A 23024-nucleotide genomic window follows, 5' to 3' on the forward strand; every position below is an offset into this window, starting at 1 on the left:
TAACTCCCATTCACTTATTTGGATATGCGGATAATCACATACAAAAAGTAAAATTTTTAATTCACTCGTTGACCATTTTCATCAATCACTTTTTCACCATCCTCTTTCGTAAAGGCACCCTTCTGAGGTAATGGTAGAATATCTAAGACAACTTCAGAAGGACGGCTTAAGCGAGTGCCTAATTCAGTAACAACAAATGGTCGATTAATCAATATTGGATGATCAAGCATAAAACTAAGTAACTGCTCATCACTCAAATCACTACGATCAAGGTCTAAATCCCGATAAGGATCTACATTCTGGCGAATGGCCTCTCTTACTGTTAATTTTGCATCCTGAATCAATTTAACTAATTCGTCATGACTAGGTGGTGTAATGAGATATTCAATCACAGTTGGCTCAATCCCTGTATTACGGATCAAAGCCAAAGTGTTGCGAGATGTCCCACAAGCTGGGTTGTGATAAATCGTCACAGTTGATGAAGTTGTCATCGAATTGAGCTCTTTTGATAATTTATAATATCTTTATATTCGAATTACCATATATATGCAATACCATATGTTTTGTTTTTTATTAGAGAATAAGGCTCTTTTGAAAAGAACCTCATTACTATCAAAATTCTATCTACTAAATCATCCTATTTTTTTAACTTAGCAGCTACGACTGTGTATGTTTCTCCCTCAGCCTTTAATTCAAAATCAACTTTTTGCCCTACTGCAAGCCCATTCAATAATGCAGGATCAGCAACTTTAAAGCCCATGGTCATCGCAGGCCATTTAATCGCAGGAATTGCCTCATGATCGAGTGTCAAAATATTTTCTTTCGTATCAATAGCCGTAATCACTCCAACTGCTTGAGTTGTCGTTGCTGTAGATGATTCTTTACTCATCTGCTCCATAGGCGCTTCCGCTTTCTTTTGCTCTGACGCCTCATTTTTACTACATGCACTTAACGCAGTAACAGTGGCAACAAGAGCGACAATTTTAATAAATTTAAACATAATAAAACCTCTTTGAACGAAATAAGAAAACTATCAAGATTTTGATAGTTTTCTTTTGATTAAAAGCTGATATGCAGCGGGAATAACAAACATTGATAAAAGTGGAGCTGAAATCATGCCCCCAACCATAGGTAAAGCAATACGACTCATCAATTCAGAGCCCGTTCCAGTTCCTAAAAGGATAGGAATCAAACCCGCCAGAATGACAGCTACAGTCATCGCTTTAGGGCGAACCCGTAGTACTGCCCCTGTACGAAGGGCATCATTGAGTTGCTGCTCAGTTAAAGATGATAAATTTTGTTGAGCATGTTCTATCGCCTGCTTTAAATAAAACAACATGACCACTCCAAACTCTGCGGCAACACCGGCAAGTGCAATAAAGCCTACTGCAATGGCAATTGAGAAATTATAACCACTGAAATACATTGCCCAAATACCACCAATTAAAGCGAATGGTAGAGTCAGCATAATCAGAGCAGCATCTTGTACTTGTCTAAAAATCAGATACAGCAATAGAAAAATGATCATCAAAGTGATTGGTATTACTACCTTTAGGCGAGCATTTGCTCTTTCCATAAATTCAAATTGACCTGAATAACTAATACTCATACCCGCAGAGCGTTTCACTTGTTGGTCAATAGACTGTTTCAAATCCCGAACAACGGAGGCTAAATCACGTCCTTGTACATCAACATAGACCCAACCACTTGGACGAGCATTCTCACTTTTTAACATCGGAGGACCATCTGTGATTTGAATGTTGGCAACACTACTCAAAACAATTTGCTGACCTGATTCAGTCAGAATTGGTAAATTTCTTAATGCCTCAAGTGAATCTCGAATTTCTCGCGGATAACGTACATTAATAGGATACCTTGCTAACCCTTCAACAGTTTCACCAATATTTTCCCCACCAATTGCTGATGACACAATTTGCTGTACATCGGTGATATTGAGACCATAGCGTGCAGCTTCCATTCGATTAATATCGATATCAACATATCGCCCACCAGTGAGTCGTTCAGCTAAAGCTGAGCTAACACCGGGCACTTTTTTGGCAACCTGTTCAATTTGTTGTGCTACCCGATCAATATCTTGCAAATCATTTGCTGAAATCTTGATCCCGATTGGGCTTTTAACCCCGGTCGCCAACATATCAATTCTGTTACGAATAGGCGGCACCCAGATATTTGTTAAACCCGGTACTTGAACAGCTTTATCCAGTTCTTTTATCAACTTATCTGGTGTCATACCTGAACGCCATTCAGATCGTGGTTTAAACTGAATCGTGGTTTCAAACATTTCTAAAGGTGCAGGATCTGTAGCCGACTCTGCTCGCCCAGCTTTACCAAATACAGTGGCAACCTCTGGAACAGTTTTAATCATTCGATCAGTCTGTTGAAGTAATTCAGAAGCTTTTGCTGCGGACAATCCCGGTAAAGCTGAAGGCATATACAGTAAATCACCTTCATCCATATTAGGCAGGAACTCTCCACCTAATTGCGTTAAAGGAAAAAGACTGATAAGAAAAATGAGTAACGCACCTAATAACGTTGTCTTTGGATAAGCTAAGACTTTATCTAACATAGGACGGTATATTTTGATGAGAAAACGGTTTAATGGATTCCGTTGTTCAGATGGTAACTTCCCGCGAATCCAGTATCCCATCAAAACTGGAATCAATGTAATAGATAGCCCCGCAGCAGCAGCCATGGCATAAGTTTTAGTAAATGCCAATGGAGAGAACAATCGTCCTTCTTGTGCTTGCAAAGTAAAAATGGGAATAAAGGATAAAGTAATGATGAGTAAACAGAAAAATAAAGCAGGCCCAACCTCACTGGCAGAACGTGTAATGATGTCCCAACGCTCTTGTATTTCTAAAACTCGATCAGGATGTTCATGTTGCCAAGCTTCGATATGCTTATGTGCATTTTCGACCATAACCACAGATGCATCAACCATAGCACCAATCGCGATTGCAATCCCACCCAATGACATGATATTGGCATTTAGTCCCTGATAATACATCAATAAAAAGGCTGACAAGATTCCCAAAGGCAAAGAAACAATCGCAACCATTGCTGAACGTAAATGCCAGAGGAATAGCCCACAAACCAAAGCCACTACAATAAACTCTTCAATTAATTTATGGCTGAGATTCTCTACCGCCCGATCAATCAATTGACTGCGGTCATACACAGAAACAACTTGTACACCTTTCGGTAGACTTTGTTGTAATTCAGCAAGTTTTTCTTTTACAGCAGTAATGGTTTCACGTGCATTTTTACCAGCACGTAAAATCACAACACCTCCAACAGTTTCCCCTTGTCCATTGAGTTCAGTAATTCCACGACGCATTTCAGGACCGAGTTGAATCATTGCAACATCTCCAAGAGTGATTGGAACACCTAAATCGTTTGTACGTAACGGAATCTGCCGAAAATCTTCTAATGTTTTTAAATAACCTGAAGCTCTCACCATATATTCAGTTTCAGCCATTTCTAGGACTGAACCGCCAGTTTCCTGATTTGCCTTTTGAATTGCTTCAATTATGCTTCGCTGAGTTATACCGAATGCTGCCATTTTGGTTGGGTCTAAAACAACTTGATATTGTTTAACCATCCCCCCAATTGTGGCGACCTCAGCCACATTTGGTACTGTCTTCAGTTCATACTTCAAAAACCAATCTTGTATGCTTCGCAGTTGTGAGAGATCATGTTGCCCTGTTGGATCAACCAAAGCATATTCGTAGATCCAACCAACACCTGTAGCATCTGGTCCTAATGAAGATTTTGCATTTGCAGGCATTCTTTCTTGTATTTGATTGAGATATTCCAATACACGAGAACGTGCCCAATAAAGATCAGTATGTTCATCAAAAATGACATAAACAAACGAATCACCAAAAAAAGAATAGCCCCGAACAGCTTTAACACCGGGTACTGATAACATGGTCGTTGTTAAAGGATAAGTCACCTGATTTTCAACAATTTGTGGTGCTTGACCGGGAAAATTAGTTCGCACAATCACTTGTACATCAGACAGATCTGGCAAAGCATCAACCGGAGTATTCTTGACAGCCCAAGTTCCCCAAACGGCAAGAACTACAGCAGCTAATAAGACAAATACTCGATTTGTAATTGAAAAACGAATAATACGGGCGATCATAATGGTTCTCCCGTTTAGTTCTGCATAGATGTCATAGACATCTTGGAAATGTCAGAAATAACATAAGCATCCCCAACACGTGTAAAACGAAAACTGACCTGCTCGCCTTGCTGAATTTGGGTAAATGGTTGTACTGGTTGTTTAAAGCTCATGGTCATAGCCCCCCACCCCAATTCAGCAATTGCATGATGTGAAATGGTAATGTCTTGAGCTGTAACTTTTTCCACTTTACCAATGCCTTGGTATATTGATGCCTTAGTCACTTGAGATGATGTAATCGATTGTCCAGTGTTCAGCTTATCCAGTACACCCTGTAAATTGGCCTCAGAATCAATTAGGAATTGTCCCGAAATCACGATTTTCTGACCAGCGTTCAAACCCTGTAGAATTGCTATTTTATTTCCGTCACTCTGTCCTAACTGTACAACAACAGGTTCGAAACGCCCTTTTTCATGTGCGACAATAATAATATTACGAGTACCTGTACGTATAACAGCTTGCTCTGGCACAACTAAACTGCTTTGAGGATTGTTGGAAAATTTGACAGAAGCAAACATTCCGGGCTTGAGTTGCCCCTCTCTATTGGGTAACTCAATACGAACTTTTATGGTTCTGCTTGTAGTATCTAATGTCGGTAAAATATCAATGACTTTGCCAGACACTTTTTGAGGGTACGCAGCAAAAGTTGCTTCGATTTTATCTCCTCGCTTTATCCCAGCAATTTGCGTTTCAGGCACTGCTGCTTCTAACCAAATTGGATTCACGCCTTTAATGGTGGCAAGTGTTTGCCCCATAGCTAAAGCCATTCCACTACGAACTTCTAGTGAGTCAATGAATCCACTCAAAGGAGCACTCAAAGTCATATTAGACTGTACTTGATGTGTCCGTTCGACTTGATGGATCACATTTGGTGGGATTCCCAGAAGCTGTAGGCGTTGTCGACTTGCTTGAATAAGAGAACGGTCTCCTATTTTAAGTACTGCCAAAAACTCAGTCTGTTCCCCAGTCCACTCAGGGATTGAAATATCAGCAATCGGACTCCCTTGAGTCACTATATCCCCGACTGCATGGCCATAAACACGCTGAACAAAACCACTTGCTCGTGTTTGCAGAATTGCTACCTGTCGTTCATTCGCTTGTAATATGCCATTGGTTAACAAGGTATTGCCCATTACAGCCTGTTCGACTGTGGCATAACGAATGGCTAGATTTTGTTGAAGAGCTGGATCAATCTTTACTCCTGCACTTTCAGTTATTCCAGAAGTACTTTCATCCGCATACTTAGGGACTAACTGCATATCCATAAAAGGGGATTTCCCTGGCTTATCAAAATGCTGTTCTGGTTTCATTGGATCGTACCAGTACAACACTTTAGCAGTTGCCTGATCACTTACAGTTTGCTTTTCATCATTTTGATGCGCATACCAATATCCAATCCCACTACCGACTCCCAAGCTGCCCACAATCAAGCCAGCAATTACAAATGCCAATTTATTTTTTAACATTATCTTGACTCCTCAGCATGGTTTAAGGTGGGTTCTACAAAAGAAAAATAGAGCTGGGCTTTGATCATTGCTTGCTGTTGTTGTAAATCGATGAGACGTAATCGCTGATTTAGTAATGCTTGTCGTGTCTCAATGACATCTGACAAATTGGCTTTACCAGCCTGATAACTTGCTAACTGTAAAGTTACTTTTTCTTTAGCCAAAGGAAGTGTACTTTGAACGGTACGTTGGATTTGTCTTTCAAGAGCTTTTAAATCCGATAGCCCCTCATCTAACATGGTGAGATGGTCGCGGTATTTTATCTCCTGATCTGCTGTAATCCGATTTTGTTCAGCTAATGCTGCCTGAATGAGCGGACCACTACGTTTTTTTGAAAATATTGGTAGTTCTGTTGTCAGTTGTACACCAATCATATCTCCAAATTCAGGAGCACGATGCTGATAGGCAAGCTCAATACCCCAATCTGGTTTTTGAAGGGCTTGGGCTTGCTTAAGCTTTGCTTCAACAGTTTGCTTTTCTGCTTGGAATGCTTTTAGTTCAGGGTGTTGATGCAGATGATGATATAAACGTGATGTATCAAAATTAATTATAGGTTCTTGGGTAGGCAAACTTTCTATTTCAGTTGTACCACTAGAATCCTCACTGATTAATCGGTGTAATTCTAGTTTTGCCTTATTTATATCTCGAAGCAAATCATCTTTTTGATCAAGCAAAATAGTTTTGTCCAGCCTAGGGGAAATTGTATTAGCAACCATGGTTCGACCAGACGCAACCTGTGTTTGTGTAATCTGGGATAGCAATCCATTTTCTGAAAGAAGGTCATCATATAACGCCAGTTTACGCTCAAGATAAAAACGTTTAAGCCATGCCGATGCTACTTTTTGACGTAACTCAATTCGCAGAATTTCTGTTTGAGCATTTGCTGAACCCAATTCAGCTTTTGCTAATTCAACTTCAGCTAATCTTTTGGCACGATTTGGAAAATCTTGCATGATGCCAATCTTTTGCATCGTCATCCCCTCTTGTGTGACAGACCATGCAGCATCACCTGATACAGGGTAATTATCGAGACCCACAAATAGTTTAGGATTGGGCAAAATACCTGAAGCTGAAACTATATTCTCAGCACCTTCAATCTGAGCACTATTAGCTCTTAGAGCAGGCGCATATCGCTCAGCAAGCTTCAATGCTGTATCCAAAGTCAGTGGCTGGGCATAAGCATGTCCATAACTCAAGAAAAAACAGATCGTCGCAATCGAGCATCCACCCCATTTTAGGGACAGCTTTCCTTTATTAAAGTTCATATTTTTAGCTCTAAAATGATGTACACGCGCACGTGCAGAACACCCATAGAAAACTCTATGAATGATGAAGAATCATCAAATTAGTTAAAGCGTGGGGGTTTCCATAAATTGGAAAGATCAGATGAGATGAAATTTTGATTTAATGGAGAAAAAGTAGACTGTTCCGCAGGTAAAAAAATCATCGACTGCAAAACATCCAGCGCTGTAGATGTATATGCAATTTTAGAAAATGACATAATACAATCTTGCTTAGACATACATGATGGATCATGTAATTGCTTCTTAATCTTTACCTCAGCTTTCATACAATCCATGTGCATAGCACTTGCTTTTTCATGATCTTCAGAATTCATCATTTGCATGGATTGTGTATCTTGAGATGACATTAAACATGGGCTATGTACAGATGCAGCAGCTGCTGCCGATCCTACAATTAGGATAGCAAAAGATAAAAACAGCGATAAGCATGTCCTTAACAAGTGCATAACATCAAGACCAAAATTTAACCTTTTTAGTTTTACAGATTATCCTGTAAATAACAATCCTATAATTAATTAAACTAATTCATTAAACAGCGGTTGTTGGTTTATATCAACAACCGCCTTCTAAATTAAAACCGACTTATAACTTGATAAGTTATAAAGGAAAATAAATAAGCCAATGAAAAGAGATATACAGCCATTACGACTGGTTGTTTCCAACTCCCTGTTTCTCTTCGAATGGTCGCTAGTGTTGCTAAACAATGCGGGGCAAAGATAAACCAAACTAACAATGACATACCTGTCGCTAGCCCCCATCCATCCGGACCAGATATTTGAGATAATAAAGTCTGGGTAACTGCATCTTCATCACCAGACATTGCATAGATCACCCCTAACGCAGCAATAATCACTTCACGAGCTGCCATTGCAGGAATCAAAGCAATACAAATTTCCCAAGTAAATCCAATCGGAGCAAATATTGGATGGATTAGATGCCCTAACTGTCCAGCAATACTATAATTGATTGGTGGCATTGTTGGATTATCAGGTGGTAAAGGGAACGTTACCAAGAACCATAATAAAATAGAAAGTGCGACAATAATTCCACCAACTCTTTTTAAGAATATAGTTGCTCTATCATAAAGCCCCAAAGCTACATTTCGAACATCTGGAATACGGTATGTAGGTAATTCAAAAATGAAAATACTTTCAGTTTTATCTTTTCTGACTAATTTCAGGAATAAAGAAACCAATAAAGCGGATACGATTCCTGACATGTAAAGCCCGAACAGAACTAGACCTTGTAAACTGAGCCAACCATAAACCAACTTGTTTGGAATGAATGCAGCGATCAGCAAAGCATATACAGGTAGTCGTGCAGAACACGTCATTAAAGGTGCAATCATAATCGTTGCTAAACGATCTCTTTCAGAGCTAATACTTCTAGTCGCCATGACTCCGGGAATTGCACAAGCAAAGCTCGAAAGTAGTGGAATAAATGAACGCCCACTTAAACCAGCTTTAGACATCAGCTTATCTAACAAAAAAGCAGCTCTAGGTAAGTATCCCGATTCTTCTAAAATTAAAATAAAGAAAAATAAGATCAGAATTTGAGGCATGTACGCGAGTACACTACCAGCACCTGCAATTACACCATCAACGACCAAACTTCTTAAAAGTGGATGAGTAATCAGAGGTCCTATCGCCCCACCAAACCATGAAATCGAATCCTCAACAAAGGAAATTAACGGTTGAGCCCAAATAAAGACAGCCTGAAACATTACAAACATGGTAAAGGTCAATATTAATAATCCAAAAACTGGATGTAAGAATATTTTGTCCAAGAAAGCCGTTCGTTTATCACCATTATCATTTTTCAAGATGACTTGTTTTGTAATATATTTGATTTGGTCAAAGTGACTCAGATCAGAATGATAAGGGGCAACAAACAAATTCTTTTGATCCAATTGGGTCAATAGCCCCTGAATGCCTTTTGTTTTTACAGCTACTGACTCAACAACAGGAATACCTAAAAGCTGAGATAGCTTCGTTGTATCAATTGAAATCCCACGCTTTCTAACCTCATCCATCATGTTAAGAACAAGTAACATTGGTCTGTTTAAAGCCCTGACTTCAAGTACAAGACTTAAATGAAGATGAAGATTCGTAGCATCGACAACACATACAAAAATATCAGGTATAACTTCGCCTTTTAATTCACCAAAGCATACTGCTCTAGTTACCTCCTCATCTAAACTGCTCGGTTTTAAACTATAAGTCCCAGGCAAATCCAATACTCGAACGGTATCACCAGATGGCAGTTTAAAAAATCCCTCTTTCCGTTCTACCGTTACCCCAGCATAATTTGCAACTTTTTGACGAGTCCCTGTGAGGGTGTTAAAAAGTGATGTTTTACCGCAATTAGGATTACCAACAAGTGCAATATTTTTAGTGTCCATTGGTAATCTCTACAAAAATTCGTTCTGCTTCATTTTTTCTTAAGGCGAAACGTGAGGTTTCGATTTGAACCAACACAGGATCACCACCAAAAAGCCCTTTCGCAAGCACTTGTAAGGATTCACCTACTCTAAAGCCCAGCAGTTCTAAACGCTCCAGAACAGGATCATTTTTATCTTGATACTGTTCACCCTTTTTAAGATCAATGATTTTTACAGTCTGGTCTTGCTTTACTTGAAATAAATTCATTGTCAGCACCCTACTTCAACGCCAAAATTTTTCGAGCGCCATTCAGTACAAACAGTGAAACAAGAATACCAATAATCAAATCTGGGTAAGCTGAACCAGTCCATGCAACAAGTACACCTGCTAAAATAACCCCCATATTTACTATTACGTCATTAGCTGAAAAGATCCAACTCGCTTTCATATGGGCTCCGCCATCTCTATGCCCAGAAATGAGATACAAGCACGTCACATTGGCAATAAGTGCTAAGAAGCCAATAATGATCATCAAATCTGACTCTGGTTCACTACCGAACATGAAACGTCTGACAACATCAATAATAACGATCAAAGCTAATAAAAGTTGAATCCATCCTGCAAAATGAGCTGCTTTTAATTGGTATTTAGCCGCTTTCCCTACCGCGTAAAGTGCTATACCGTAAACGGCCGCATCAGCAAACATATCAAGAGAGTCCGCAATGAGCCCCGTCGATGCGGCAATAATTCCACTTATGAACTCAATAAAAAAAAGAACACCATTAATCGCTAGTAATAATTTAAGGACTTTCGCCTGCTTAGTCGGATCTGGTGTTTCAGGCAATTCCCCAGTGGCTTTTACTGTTTCCACGAGCTTTGCACCAAAACCTAGGGCTTCAAGTTTTGTGGTAATTTCATTAATCCCATTGGTATGGAAAACAACTAACTGTCTTTGCGCCAAATCAAAAGATAAACCTTTAACTTCATGCAAGGGAGAAAGTGCCATTCTTACCATTTGCTCTTCTGCCGAACAATCCATCTTCGGAATCAGAAAAGTACTAGCTTCTTGTGCTTGTTCTTTATTTTCATAAGCTTCAGTTTTATTTAATTTTGCCCCAAATCCAAGAGCTTCAAGTTTTGCAGTGATTTCATTACTTTCACCATTATGCAGAACTTTTAGGTTTCGGTTCGGCAAATCAAAAACCAAGCTCTTAACATCTACCAATGAAGATAAAGTCATCCGAACCATTTGTTCCTCTGCGGAACAATCCATTTTCGGGATGCTATAGTCACTGATGAAAGTCGCTGTATCTTCACTCCCCCTAATCTTTTCAGGTGAAGTTATCGAATCCGAACCACAGCATGAATTCGACTGCTTACTACCGCATGAATCTTTTTCATCAGGGTTAGGTTCTTGCTGTACCTCATTATCGCAACAAGAACTTTCACTTTCTTCTGTAGCTAAATCTTTAATTTTACAAGAATCTGTTTTTGATTCATTTTGTTTTTGCTTAGTGTCTTCACAAGAACTTTCTTGATTACAACCGCAACCACTCATTGATGTGCCTATAGTCATATCTTCACGTATTGCATATTAAAATCCCTATAGCTACTATAGAGTCAATAGATCAGGTGACTTGAAATGAACTTAAAAATTGGTGAATTATCTCAGCTATCCGGTTGCCCTGTTGTTACAATACGGTTTTATGAAAAAGAAGCTTTATTACTAGCCCCTAATCGTTCGGAAGCTAATTATCGACTTTATAACAAAGACCACTTAGAGCGACTTCTATTTATTCTTAATTGCCGAACTTTGAATATGAGCTTGGACGAAATAAAAATTTTATTAGCATACAAAGACAAACCTTGTGGAAACTGTAGTTCTATTAACATCTTAGTTGATAAACATATTCATCAATTAGAGCAGAATATCCAAAAACAGATTCAGCTTAAGCAACAACTTTCTGATTTAAGAAGCAAATGCTCTGGTTTTTTGGAAATTAACTCTTGTAAAGTACTTGAAGGGTTATCCGTAAGTTTAAAATAATTAAGAATGAATAATGGAATATCACCATTATTCATTCTTAATAAAATATTTAGAAAACTAATTCAATACCTGCCCCGTATAACCACCCCTTTTCAGAATTTGTAGCTTCTTGAAAAGTTGTTAATTTCTGTCCTTTTTCATATTGATAAGCGACATCAACAAATGGTCTTATACGCTTATTAATCTCGTAACGAGTTTTTAGACCTGTCTTTAACTCAGACAAACCTGACTTTGTAGCAAAATCAGAATTATCATTAAACACAATATCTGCTGCAATATATGGCTGAGTAATTAGCTTTTGAGTGAGTAATAGATCTCGATCAAACTCAAAACTGGCTCCCCAAAAATTATTTTCACCACCATAAAGGTAGGCTTTTGTCTCAAAGAAATAAGGTGCAAGGCCTAATAATCCAATAACGCCATCAATGCGATTACTATTACGGTTATTTTTGTCCTCACTATACCTTACCCCAGCTTGTACATCCCAAAATGGTGCAACATTTCTACTGTAAAGAGCTGATACATCATATTTGGGATCATTACTCTCCGCTTTATTCATATTAGCTTCAACAAACATTCGATTTTCATCTGTTCCAATCAATGCCTCGAAACTCGAACCTAAGCTGCCCTTTCCATCTTTATCAACTATCCACTCATTGGAAAATTTAGTTGTCTGATAAATTTGCCCACCATGCTCGTTCATATGATTTTGGCTAAAAGCTAAAGTTTCAGACCCTTTGCTGTTTGAAGACTTTTGATCAGTATTACGTTCAACATAGCCTAATCCGCCTGATTCGCGTAAAAGCACACTCATACTTGACGTACTCTTATTTAGATTTTCAGTCGAATTATCATTCGCAAATGCCATACCCGCTAAGCCAATTAAAGCAACAGATAAAATTGTTTTTGAATATAACTGTTTAGTGATGTGCATGTTGATTCACTCCCTCATGGCTAGTTTGAGGTTGGGCAACGATACTTTTCGTATCATCATCATTGCTATCTACATTTGCCACAATGAGTTTGTTCATCATTCCAGCTGCCATGTGATATAACAAATGGCAGTGGATAGCCCATTCACCCAATTCATCAGCAGTAAGTAAAGTTGTAACTGTTTTCCCCGGTGGCACAATGATCGTGTGTTTATTTGGCATATTACTTGGATCTTGACCATTTTCAAGCTGCATAAACATACCGTGCAAGTGCATTGGGTGAGCCATCATACTGTCATTCACAAATTTCAAGCGTATACGTTCCCCGTATTTCACTTTGAATGGTTCTGTTTCATTAAACTTCTTACCATTAATTGTCCAAATATAGCGCTCCATGTTCCCACCAAGACGGATTTCCATTTCACGTTCAGGGGCACGAGTATCTGGTTGAGGCTTTAAAGATTGTAAGTCACTATATTGAAGTGCTTTTTGACCAACAGGTGTTGAAGCATTTGCCCAGCCATATACAACATCACCATTCTTTTCTTGTGTAGGTGCATTAGATGTAGTCATTTGCATGCCATGGTTCATACCTGACATAGATTGATCTTTTGAGCTGTCTGTCATAGACGACATATCGTGATCCATGCCTTTCATTGAAGACATGTCATGGTTCATTCCAGACATTGACTGATCTTTTGAGCTGTCTGTCATAGACGACATATCGTGATCCATGCCTTTCATTGAAGACATGTCATGGTTCATTCCAGACATTGACTGATCTTTTGAGCTGTCTGTCATAGGCGACATATCATGATCCATGCCTTTCATTGAAGACATGTCGTGATTCATGCCCGCCATAGAAGACATATCATGCCCCATCCCCATATCTTCCATAGTTAATAAAGAACGAGGACGTGACTTCGGCATTTTGATTTGATTTATTGGAGGAGTATTCTCATCATGTAAGGAACCAACTGAAAAACCACTCCTATCAATTGATTCTGCTTCAATTTGATAATTTGATTGTTTGGGTTCTACAATAACATCATACGTTTCAGCCGTCCCTATTCTGAATTCATCAACCGGAACAGGTTTCACTGGTTGCCCATCTGCACTGACTACCGTCATTTTCAAGTTAGGGATTCTGACGTCAAAGAATGACATTGCTGAGGCATTAATAAACCGAAGACGTACTTTTTCACCCGTCTTAAAATTACCAGTCCAATTTTGTTCTGGAGTCTTACCATTCATCAAAAAAGTATATTTTGTCACATCAGACATATCTGTCTTGAGCATTCGCATCTGGTTCCACATCGAACGGTCTTGCCATGTTGCTTTTAAACCATCTTTTTTAATTTGTTTAAAAACATCAAAAACAGTTTCACGACGGTTCTGATAATAGTCAGCTTCTTTCTTTAGATTATTCATGATTTTATCACTAGTTGAATCATGAAAATCTGAAAGTAATACGACATAATCCTTATCTGTTTTCTCAGCTACAGTTAAAGGTGTCCTATTTTTGGGGTAAATGACTAACGGACCATACAAGCCCTCTTGTTCTTGACCTTTACTATGCGAATGATACCAATAGGTACCATTTTGGCGTACCTTAAACTTATATTCGTAGGTCTTATTAGGGGCAATACCGTCAAACTGATTAAATCCGGGTACGCCATCCATGATGCCCGGTAGAATTAACCCGTGCCAATGAATAGAAGAATCTTGTTTTTTTAGCTTGTTATGGACACGAATAATAGCATCATCACCTTCCTCAAACTCAAGAAGAGGTGCAACAAATTTCCCATTAACCGTAATTCGTTTTAAAGGCTTACCTGTGATATTCACCGTTTGCTCAGCGATTGTTAAATCATATTCTTTAACTGCTGCCACAACCCAAGTTGATGAAAATAAACCGACTCCTATTAAAAGGACATGCGTTAATTTTGTAGACATTTATTTCACCTATCTAATATAAGGATGGGAGAATCAAGCAAACCTATTATTCGCTTTAATTTCCCCCGATCTTTCATTTATCGTATTTGTTATTTATTTGATGTATTTGACATGTTCATCTTTGAGTGGTCCATGTTCATCATACTGGAATTATCCATATTACTCATTTTAGATTGCCCCATATTCATCATCTTAGAATGATCCATCTGAGACATATCCGTCATGTTACCATGCTCATGCTGACTATGATCCTGTTGGGTTTTATCATCATTCTTCATATTACAAGGTTTTTGACATTTCTCTTGCGTCTTTGAATCGGCTTTAATTTCAGACACAACTGTAGTTCCTTGTTTCACATCTGCTGCCCAAGACTGAGTTCCTACAATTAAAGTACCAACACACATAAGAGTGGTTAAGCTACGGCTGAATAGAGTTTTCATGTTTTGCTCCAAAAATTAACTTTATGTAAATACCTTAAAGGCCTTCACTAAACATCTATGTGACATGAAAATGACATTTTTGTAATCTACAACGAATCACGTATTTATAACGTTATTATGTTCTTAATGAGTGATATGGGATTTTTATCAATGAGAATCTTACTAGTTGAAGATGAACAAAAAACCGGTGACTACCTTAAACAAGGTCTATCTGAAGCTGGGTATATAACGGATTGGGTAACGGATGGATTATCTGGTAAACATCAAGCGCTTTCCGAAGAATATGACCTCATCATTTTAGATGTGATGCTTCCAAAGCTAGATGGTTGGGATATCATTTATGATATCCGAAAAAGTGGCAAAACTATGCCTATTCTTTTTCTTTCAGCACGTGATCAAATTGAAGATCGTGTGAAAGGCTTGGATTTAGGTGCTGATGATTATCTAGTCAAGCCTTTTGCTTTTGCTGAGTTATTAGCACGAATTAAAAGCTTACTCCGACGGGGACAACAAAAAGAAGATAGTAACCTTATTACAATTGCTGATCTTGAACTTGATCTTCGTAAACGCCGCGTCACTCGCGCTGGGCAACGTATTGACTTAACAGCTAAAGAATTCGCGCTGATGGAATTATTTATGCGTAGACGTGGTGAGATATTACCTCGTACGCTCATTGCCTCTCAAATATGGGACATGAATTTTGATAGTGATACCAACGTTGTAGAAGTCGCTATCAAACGTTTGCGCAGTAAAATTGACAGTAATTTTAGCCCAAAGCTGATACAGAACATACGTGGAATGGGGTATGTTTTAGAGGTAGAAGATGACTCGTAAATTGTTTAATGCAATCAGCTTTCGTATAGCAATCATCTTTTCTCTTTCTACTGTTATCATCTTAATGATTATGGGGTTGGTTATTCACAAGCTCGTAATGCATCATTTTGAAGCTCAAGACCGAACTCAATTAGAAGGCAAAATTCAACTTATAGAGAATCTACTTGAACAGAACCCATCTAACTCTCAAGAACTAAATTTATATTTAAAAGATGCCTTAATTGGACATCACGATCTGATTGTTCAGATTGAACGTCCAACAGGTCAAGTTATTTTTAGCTCAGCACCATCAGTAATTCATCCCCAAGCACTCAACAAATCAAAACAAGATCCATGGCTTGAATGGAAAATTAAAAATAAGACTTATCGTGGCTTAATTTATAAAAAGACTTTTGATCATAATGACTCGTTTATATCAGCTCAGATTATTGTTGGAATCGATACCTCTGAGCATCTACATTTCTTAAATGACTTTAGACGTCAACTTTTATACATTGGATTTGTGGGTACAATTTGTTTAATGTTCTTAGGGTGGTTCGCAGCATGGCGAGGGCTACGTCCAGTACAACAAATGGCAAAAGTAGCAGAGGGTATCTCAGCCCAACATCTTTCTGAACGTTTAGAAGTCGAAAATACTCCAACCGAACTTAAATCACTGGCTGTCGCTTTTAATGATATGTTAGATCGGCTAGAAGCCGCAGTAGAAAAACTTTCAGATTTTTCATCTGATCTTGCTCATGAAATAAGAACACCTATTAACAATTTGATGACTCAAACTCAAGTATGTTTATCTCGTAGTCGAAATATTAATACTTATCAGGAAGTTCTATTTTCAAATTTAGAAGAGTTTGAGCATTTAGCTCGCATGGTCTCTGATATGCTATTTTTGGCAAAAGCAGAACATGGTCTACATTTACCTAACCTACAACAGGTTAATTTAGTTAAAGAAGTTTCAGCATTATTTGATTTTTATGATGCTATCGCTGCTGAAAAGGGAATGTCACTCGAACAGAGTGGTTCAGGTAGTATAAAAGGTGATCCTTTAATGCTACGCCGCGCTTTAAGTAATTTGTTATCGAATGCAATTAAATATGGCAAATCAGATTCGGTCATCAAAATCACATGCCAACAAAACTTTGATACAACAACATTCATCATTGAAAATGAAAGCTCCCCACTATCATCAGAACAACTTAATCGGTTATTCGATCGTTTTTATCGAACAGATGTATCTAGACAGAGAGTTGAAGAAGGTACTGGCCTTGGTTTAGCAATTACCAAATCTATTCTTGATGTGCATGGAGCTTCCATTCAAGCGACTTATAACGAGGGACATATTTCTTTTAAAATTATCTTTAAAAATTAGTGATATCTCGGTTATTAAGCACTCATTCTAATGATGCTTACCACTCATTAACTTACGCTAATGAGTGGTAAGTCGTGATTATTTTTGATGACGTAATCGTAAGGCATTACCAATTACCGATGCTGAGCTTAGGCTCATTGCTAATGCAGCAATCATAGGCGAGAGTAACCAGCCAGTAAATGGATACAGTACACCAGCAGCCAAAGGGATACCTAATCCATTATAGAGGAAAGCAAACATCAAGTTTTGTTTCATATTTTTAACAGTTGCCTCTGATAAAGAACGAGCAATTTCAATACCACGTAAGTCACCTTTTACTAATGTAACTTGGGCACTATTCATTGCTACATCAGTACCCGTGCCCATTGCGATTCCAATATCAGCTTGAGCCAAGGCTGGTGCATCATTAATTCCATCACCAGCCATAGCAACAATTCTCCCTTCTTTTTGCAATTTTGTGACCAAATCTAATTTATCAGCAGGTTTAACCTCACCATAAACCTCACTAATTCCTAACTTAGCCCCAACTGATTTTGCTGTAGTTAGCCCATCACCTGTTGCCATGATGATTCTTAAACCTGAGTCTTCCAACGATAAAAGGGCCTCTGGAGTGCTTGCTTTGATTGGATCTGAAACTGCCAGAAGACCTAGCAGTTTTCCATCGGCTGCCAAATACATAACACTGGCACCTTCAGCTCTTAATACCTCTGCTTGTGGAATAAGAGTGTTAACAGATATCCCTAATTGCTTCATCAGTGCCGTATTGCCTAGCGCTAATTTTTGTCCGTTTATCTCTCCATTAACACCAATACCTGAACCTGATTCAAATGAAGTAGGTTTACTTAAAGTAAGATTTCGCTCACGGGCGGCACGTACAATTGCATTTGCTAAAGGATGCTCACTGCCCTGATCTAAACTCGCAGCTAAACGGAGGACTTCATTCTTTTCATATCCTGAAGTGGCTACTACTTTATTGAATGATGGTTGTCCTTCTGTCAAAGTTCCTGTTTTATCAATAATCAATGTATCAATTTTACGTAGATTCTCTATTGCGGCAGCGTCTCGAAAAAGTACTCCATTTGATGCACCTCGCCCTGTTGCTACCATAATTGACATTGGCGTAGCTAATCCCAAAGCACATGGGCATGCGATGATTAAAACAGCTACTGCATTGATTAATCCATAAACCCAACTAGGTTCAGGTCCGAATAGCCCCCACCCCAAAAAAGTTAGAACAGCAATACCTATAACCCCCATAACAAATCGTCCTGCAACATGATCCGCCATCCGCTGCATAGGTGCTTTTGAACGTTGAGCCTGAGCAACCATTTGCACGATTTGAGAAAGTACGGTTGATGATCCAACTTTTTCTGATCGCATCACCAATGAACCATTCATGTTCATTGTTGCACCAATGACTTGATCACCCACACGTTTTGTAACTGGCACAGGTTCACCAGTTAACATCGATTCATCTACAGAGCTTGAACCTTCTGTAATGACTCCATCAACAGGAACTTTTTCACCGGGGCGTATCCGTAATAAATCGCCTACGTGTACATGAGATAGTGGAATATCTTCTTCTATACCATCAACACTGATTTTTCTTGCTGTTTTAGGTGCTAGCCCAAGTAGGGATTTAATTGCCGCTGAAGTTTGGGAACGTGCTTTTAACTCTAGCACTTGACCTAACAATGTGAGAGAAATAATCGCTGCGGTCGCCTCAAAATACACAGCAACACGCCCCATAGATACAAATGAGTCTGGAAATACTTGAGGTACTATTGTTCCAACAAGGCTGTATATAAAAGCAGCTCCTGTACCTATTCCAATCAAGGTCCACATATTTGGACTCCGATTCCAGATTGACTGCCAACATCTCACAAAAAATGGCATTCCTGCCCACAAAACAATTGGTAAAGTCAGTACCAGTTCCATCCAGCTTTGCACCTGCATTTCGAACCAGTTCAATTGATGACCAAACATTGCTAAGAAAACTACAATAATGGTTAGCGGTAAGGTCCACCAAAATCTATGCTTAAAATTCTTGAGTTCTGGGTTTTCATCAGCGTCATCTAAGTCAGGAAGTAAAGGCTCTAACGACATACCACAGATCGGACAATTTCCCGCATGGTTCTGTCTAATTTCAGGATGCATTGGACAAGTGTATATCGTGAAGGTATTAACATGAGCAGGCTGATTAACTTCATTTGAATCCTCACCATCCCTCTTTTGTGGTTCTTTTAACGTAACTACATTCTCAACTTTAGTAATATAAAAATGAGGATCACTTTTAAACTTTATGTGGCATTTCTCACTACAAAAGTAAAAAGTTCTATTTTTAACTTCTTCATAAAACTTGGATGCTTCTGTAACTGTCATACCACAGACAGGGTCAGTAAGTCTGTTATTGAGTACTTTGTTTTCATGATGATGGTCCATAAAAGCCTCCTTCATATTTAATTTTTTAAATTAATAATTTCATTAAGATGGAAATAGACTCCCTCTTATTAGTTTGTTTAGTGATCATTGTTTTCTTTAAAGCCAGTGTACCACTTGTGGTTTTTTAATTTTTAAAATGACAAAAATGTAATTTTGAAGTCATCGGGATGTTTCTCTCATCCTTTAATAATAAGCATGAGAAAGGTGATGACCAAGCAACCAATTGATGCATTTCATTCGGTCATTACTGAGCCCAAGATTAGTTTAAAGAGGATGAAGAAATGAAAATTTTCAAAAATAAAATGTCAGCTCTACGTAACACTCTCGTAGGTGCAACACTGATTGTTACTGCTTCAAGTGCATTTGCACACGTGAAACTTGAAAGTGCAATTCCTGCGATCAATGCTTCTGTAGCAAGTCAACCAAAAAACATAACACTCAATTTTGGTGAAGAAGTCATGCTAATGAACGTTAAGTTACTTGATGCCCAACGTAAGGATATCCCTTTGAACTACCAAATAACTCATGATATGAAAAAATCATTTGACGTAGCGGTTCCAAAACTAAAAAAAGGAAAATATACGGTGGTTTGGACCACAATGGGTACCGATGGCCATAACATGAATGGTGAATATAATTTCACTATTAAATCGGCAAAATAACAATGAGTGAAAATAGTCAACATGCCAGCAGCTTGCTGGCATGTTGCTATAATAAAGGGAGAAAAATATGATTCCTGAGACTTGGATATATGCAACATGGTTGGTTAAAGTCATTTTATATTTAGGGATTGCATTTGTTATTGGCGGTGCTTTCTGCTATTTCTTACTTGGACGTTATGTTGAAATCAAGGAGACTATTCTAAAATACATGACTATTGGTACAGGTTTAGGCCTTTTTTCAAGTGTTCTCGGCTTCTTCATTCTTATAGGAAGTTTTGCCAACACTGGCCTTTCAGGTATGTGGGATAGCAACTATATAAATATACTAGTCAATACTCCTACTGGACATGTCTCTATCATTCGATCAATCAGTTTTGCACTTTTACTCATATTTATGATAGTCAAACTTAGTAAAGGGACGATTGATATTTCCAAAACTGAAGGAGCAATCTTTACCATACTGCTCACACCAATCGTTTTAAGTTTTTCACAACTCGGACACGTCACGAATTTACCCTTATTCGCTCAAGCTTTGTTATCAATACATGTACTTGTAATGTCCTTATGGATGGGGTCGCTTTATCCATTATGGAAAACAAGCAAAAAAATTAATGGCTTACCACTTAAAGAACGTATGCATCTATTTGGGCAAATAGCAGCCTTTATTGTAGGAATACTCATCGCTTGTGGTCTTAGTATTGCTTTATTACTCTTTAAAGATTTTAATACTCTAATCAATACACCTTATGGGCATGGATTTATTATTAAAATATTATTTGTCCTAAGTATTTTATTGTTAGCAGCCTTTAACAAATGGTATTTCACACCTCGCTTACAAGACCCGAAATTTGCGAAACAATTGGGCTATGCCATTTTATTTGAGATGTCATTAGGCCTATCAATTCTTTTAGCCACTGGTTATATCACCACTGTAGTCGGTATTGAGTAAAAAAGGATCACGCTATGACTTCATGGATGAAGTACAATTTATTATTTTTCATTTTTTTGAATACGACATCATGGGCTGAACCTAGCACTTCAAAAACGATTCGCTCCTTAGATGATACCGAATTACGTAATATCACTGATCATAATCATGGCGACACCAAAGTCGAAGAGAATAAAGACCATCATTCTAAAGATAAACAACTACGTAATGAAGATAGTAGACAACAAAAAGTTATAAATGGATTAATGTTACAAAAGCCTAACGTACTACCGCCCTCCAAATAAACGATACTTAAGTAATGTTTATTGATTCAATAAGTAGTTCAAATTTTTTAATAAAAAATAGTAGCAATATTACTGTTGGGGGCTTCTTAGCCCCCAACAGTATTTAATTCAGAGCTTGAACCGACTGCTGTAAGCCTTTCTGAATATCTTGAACATGAGTGAGATCATGCGTTTGCTGATGCTCTGTTTGAGATTCAACGCTGTAAAACTCCTCCACTATATCCAAACCCTCTTCACCTCCCACCTCAAAGCAGGCATTACCATAACCCTGCCGTGCCACATGATCCAAAGCCTCCTGATAGAACCCTGCTGTCTTACTTTGTTCATCCATCTGTTTGGCTGAACTAATCGCATCTTTCAGGTTTGTGCCATCACGTAAAGTCAGATCCACGTAGTAGATCGGGGTACGGTAACTTTGTGTGGTGCTTTTACCTCGCAAGGTCAATTGCAATGGCAAACAAGAAAGTAAGTCACCCGATGCTGCGTGATAGTAACGAAGTCGAGCTGCCAAAGTGCGGATGCTGTTAAAGCCTGTGGTTCTAAAGATGAAAGTACCAAACTCATCTGATTCATCTAAGTTGACGTAGAGTCTGCCATAGGGCTTGCATAATCCACCCTGTGCCAATGGACATAAATCAGGGGATGGACAAGGATGTTGTTCAATGCCATTTTGACCGAGTCGCTGACAGCTTTCGCCATTGCCTGAACAGATTAAACGTCCAGTTTGGCGGTCAAATAGGCTGTACTCTGCTCTTAAGTTGAGATCGGGATCATTGAAGATCATGCGGACTGGAATGCTTCTCAGCTTTTGGTTCTGATTGGGCGCTTTGGCACGTAGTTGCTCATCCAGTGGATGTTTGACCCACCCATCTTTATTTTGGATTTGGCTGGTAATGGTAAATTGATCATCTTTTTCAGGCAGACGTTTTCCATTCTTTTCGACAATTTTGCCGATACTGATACGCCCCAACACAGGTGGGGTAATAGCTAAACCTTTAATCATGATGATGTACTCTATATAGATGTTGAAATGGCGTTTAAATTTGGATAAATAAATTTTGGGCATAAAAAATCCCATACTTGTTTGGGGTATGGGATCAGTTGGTTGGGGTGTTAGTTAAATTGAAATGGGTTACTTGGGTATCAGCCCTATCCACCATTCGGATAAATCTGAAAGCGTCGTGTTCCTGCTTTGGTTTGGGGAAATTGCTGTAGGTATTCAGGATGCTGTTTAAGCAATGATTTACTGTCTAGGCTGATTGAGTCTTGTGATTTCTTCCATGTGACTGAACCACCTGTAAATACCGCTCGCTCTGCTTCTTTCATCATCATTTGTAGTTGATGTTTCAGTTCATCAAAATACTGCTGGTGTTGTTCAACTTTATGTCGCTCCTCTAGTAACTGATTAAACAAATAATTAGCTTGTTCATTTTGGGTCAGGTCTTCTACTGTTAATGGAATCTGTTCAGGATAAAGTTGTTGCAAGGCTTTAGCTGCTGAATCCGAAGCATCTACACTGGGTGGAATACCTGTTTCGACACATTGCCAGAAATGACGTTCCGCATTAATGATGTGCTGAATCACAGTTTCATTACGAGTCACTTTATAGATTTTGGTTTCATGCCCACAGATCAAGGCACAAATATGCGCTGCCTGTTTACCTGTCACTGCCAATTGATGCTGTACCTGACACAGCACATATAAAGGCACGCCAT

21 protein-coding genes are annotated in these 23024 nt (G+C 38.6%); 6 read left to right on the plus strand and 15 right to left on the minus strand.

Going from position 1 to position 23024, the window contains the following annotated elements; translation table 11 throughout:
• Positions 1 to 56: 56 nt before the first annotated feature.
• The 9 genes from arsC to AWW72_RS04315 form a co-directional block, all read right to left on the minus strand.
• Positions 57 to 491 carry an arsenate reductase (glutaredoxin) gene (gene arsC / locus AWW72_RS04275; protein ID WP_004699732.1) on the minus strand — a complete coding sequence of 145 codons (435 nt, stop codon included), beginning with the start codon at positions 489 to 491 and terminating at the stop codon, positions 57 to 59.
• Between the two features lie 146 nt (positions 492 to 637).
• Positions 638 to 1000: a copper-binding protein gene (locus tag AWW72_RS04280; RefSeq protein WP_004699729.1), complete on the minus strand. Its 363-nt coding sequence runs from the start codon at positions 998 to 1000 to the stop codon at positions 638 to 640.
• 33 nt (positions 1001 to 1033) lie between these two features.
• Positions 1034 to 4168, minus strand: a complete 3135-nt coding sequence (locus tag AWW72_RS04285; protein WP_005144795.1) for an efflux RND transporter permease subunit — start codon at positions 4166 to 4168, stop codon at positions 1034 to 1036.
• A gap of 14 nt (positions 4169 to 4182) precedes the next feature.
• Positions 4183 to 5673, minus strand: coding sequence for an efflux RND transporter periplasmic adaptor subunit (locus AWW72_RS04290; RefSeq protein WP_004699726.1), 1491 nt, complete (start codon positions 5671 to 5673; stop codon positions 4183 to 4185).
• Positions 5673 to 6977 (minus strand): TolC family protein, encoded by a 1305-nt coding sequence (locus AWW72_RS04295; RefSeq protein ID WP_005144794.1) that lies wholly within the window; start codon positions 6975 to 6977, stop codon positions 5673 to 5675. The genes AWW72_RS04290 and AWW72_RS04295 overlap by 1 nt, the downstream gene beginning before the upstream one ends.
• An 80-nt stretch (positions 6978 to 7057) precedes the next feature.
• A complete protein-coding gene (locus AWW72_RS04300; RefSeq protein ID WP_004699723.1) occupies positions 7058 to 7462 on the minus strand; it encodes a hypothetical protein in 405 nt (134 codons plus the stop codon).
• A 125-nt stretch (positions 7463 to 7587) separates the two neighbouring features.
• Positions 7588 to 9417 carry a ferrous iron transporter B gene (gene feoB, locus AWW72_RS04305; RefSeq protein ID WP_004699721.1) on the minus strand — a complete coding sequence of 610 codons (1830 nt, stop codon included), beginning with the start codon at positions 9415 to 9417 and terminating at the stop codon, positions 7588 to 7590.
• A complete protein-coding gene (locus tag AWW72_RS04310; RefSeq protein ID WP_004699719.1) occupies positions 9407 to 9664 on the minus strand; it encodes a FeoA family protein in 258 nt (85 codons plus the stop codon). Before AWW72_RS04310 ends, feoB begins: the two co-directional genes overlap by 11 nt.
• Before the next feature lie 10 nt (positions 9665 to 9674).
• On the minus strand, positions 9675 to 10955 hold the full coding sequence (locus tag AWW72_RS04315) for a cation efflux transmembrane domain-containing protein (RefSeq protein WP_004699717.1): 1281 nt from the start codon (positions 10953 to 10955) through the stop codon (positions 9675 to 9677).
• An 84-nt stretch (positions 10956 to 11039) separates the two neighbouring features.
• Between AWW72_RS04315 and cadR the strand changes: the two genes are divergently transcribed.
• Positions 11040 to 11444 (plus strand): Cd(II)/Pb(II)-responsive transcriptional regulator, encoded by a 405-nt coding sequence (gene cadR, locus AWW72_RS04320; RefSeq protein ID WP_004699715.1) that lies wholly within the window; start codon positions 11040 to 11042, stop codon positions 11442 to 11444.
• Positions 11445 to 11493: 49 nt separating this feature from the next.
• Here cadR and AWW72_RS04325 read toward each other — a convergent pair whose 3' ends face one another.
• The 3 genes from AWW72_RS04325 to AWW72_RS04335 all read right to left on the minus strand — a co-directional run bounded on the left by AWW72_RS04325 (position 11494) and on the right by AWW72_RS04335 (position 14772).
• On the minus strand, positions 11494 to 12378 hold the full coding sequence (locus AWW72_RS04325) for a copper resistance protein B (protein ID WP_004801527.1): 885 nt from the start codon (positions 12376 to 12378) through the stop codon (positions 11494 to 11496).
• Positions 12365 to 14332, minus strand: coding sequence for a multicopper oxidase domain-containing protein (locus AWW72_RS04330; protein WP_062846547.1), 1968 nt, complete (start codon positions 14330 to 14332; stop codon positions 12365 to 12367). Before AWW72_RS04330 ends, AWW72_RS04325 begins: the two co-directional genes overlap by 14 nt.
• Positions 14333 to 14421: 89 nt before the next feature.
• Positions 14422 to 14772, minus strand: a complete 351-nt coding sequence (locus AWW72_RS04335) for a hypothetical protein (protein WP_004801531.1) — start codon at positions 14770 to 14772, stop codon at positions 14422 to 14424.
• Positions 14773 to 14922: 150 nt separating this feature from the next.
• Between AWW72_RS04335 and AWW72_RS04340 the strand changes: the two genes are divergently transcribed.
• On the plus strand, positions 14923 to 15606 hold the full coding sequence (locus AWW72_RS04340) for a heavy metal response regulator transcription factor (protein ID WP_004722337.1): 684 nt from the start codon (positions 14923 to 14925) through the stop codon (positions 15604 to 15606).
• On the plus strand, positions 15596 to 16972 hold the full coding sequence (locus AWW72_RS04345; RefSeq protein WP_004801537.1) for a heavy metal sensor histidine kinase: 1377 nt from the start codon (positions 15596 to 15598) through the stop codon (positions 16970 to 16972). Before AWW72_RS04340 ends, AWW72_RS04345 begins: the two co-directional genes overlap by 11 nt.
• A gap of 78 nt (positions 16973 to 17050) precedes the next feature.
• Here AWW72_RS04345 and AWW72_RS04350 read toward each other — a convergent pair whose 3' ends face one another.
• The gene (locus AWW72_RS04350; protein WP_005144782.1) at positions 17051 to 19414 is read right to left on the minus strand and encodes a heavy metal translocating P-type ATPase; all 2364 of its coding nucleotides are present in this window, start codon (positions 19412 to 19414) and stop codon (positions 17051 to 17053) included.
• A gap of 281 nt (positions 19415 to 19695) precedes the next feature.
• Between AWW72_RS04350 and AWW72_RS04355 the strand changes: the two genes are divergently transcribed.
• From AWW72_RS04355 to AWW72_RS04365, 3 genes are all read left to right on the plus strand, one after another.
• On the plus strand, positions 19696 to 20076 hold the full coding sequence (locus AWW72_RS04355) for a copper resistance CopC family protein (RefSeq protein ID WP_004722340.1): 381 nt from the start codon (positions 19696 to 19698) through the stop codon (positions 20074 to 20076).
• 67 nt (positions 20077 to 20143) lie between these two features.
• Positions 20144 to 21025 carry a CopD family protein gene (locus AWW72_RS04360; RefSeq protein WP_004801541.1) on the plus strand — a complete coding sequence of 294 codons (882 nt, stop codon included), beginning with the start codon at positions 20144 to 20146 and terminating at the stop codon, positions 21023 to 21025.
• A 14-nt stretch (positions 21026 to 21039) separates the two neighbouring features.
• A complete protein-coding gene (locus AWW72_RS04365) occupies positions 21040 to 21309 on the plus strand; it encodes a hypothetical protein (protein WP_004722342.1) in 270 nt (89 codons plus the stop codon).
• A gap of 103 nt (positions 21310 to 21412) precedes the next feature.
• Here the strand turns inward: AWW72_RS04365 and AWW72_RS04370 are convergent, their stop codons facing one another.
• Entirely contained in the window at positions 21413 to 22312 is a 900-nt protein-coding gene (locus tag AWW72_RS04370) for a recombination directionality factor (protein WP_004801544.1), read from the minus strand.
• A 146-nt stretch (positions 22313 to 22458) separates the two neighbouring features.
• On the minus strand, positions 22459 to 23024 hold a 566-nt coding region (locus AWW72_RS04375), incomplete at its 5' end, for a YqaJ viral recombinase family nuclease (protein WP_502686073.1).

It is taken from the genome of Acinetobacter sp. NRRL B-65365, assembly GCF_001605865.1.
In the GTDB taxonomy this organism is placed as follows: domain Bacteria; phylum Pseudomonadota; class Gammaproteobacteria; order Pseudomonadales; family Moraxellaceae; genus Acinetobacter; species Acinetobacter vivianii.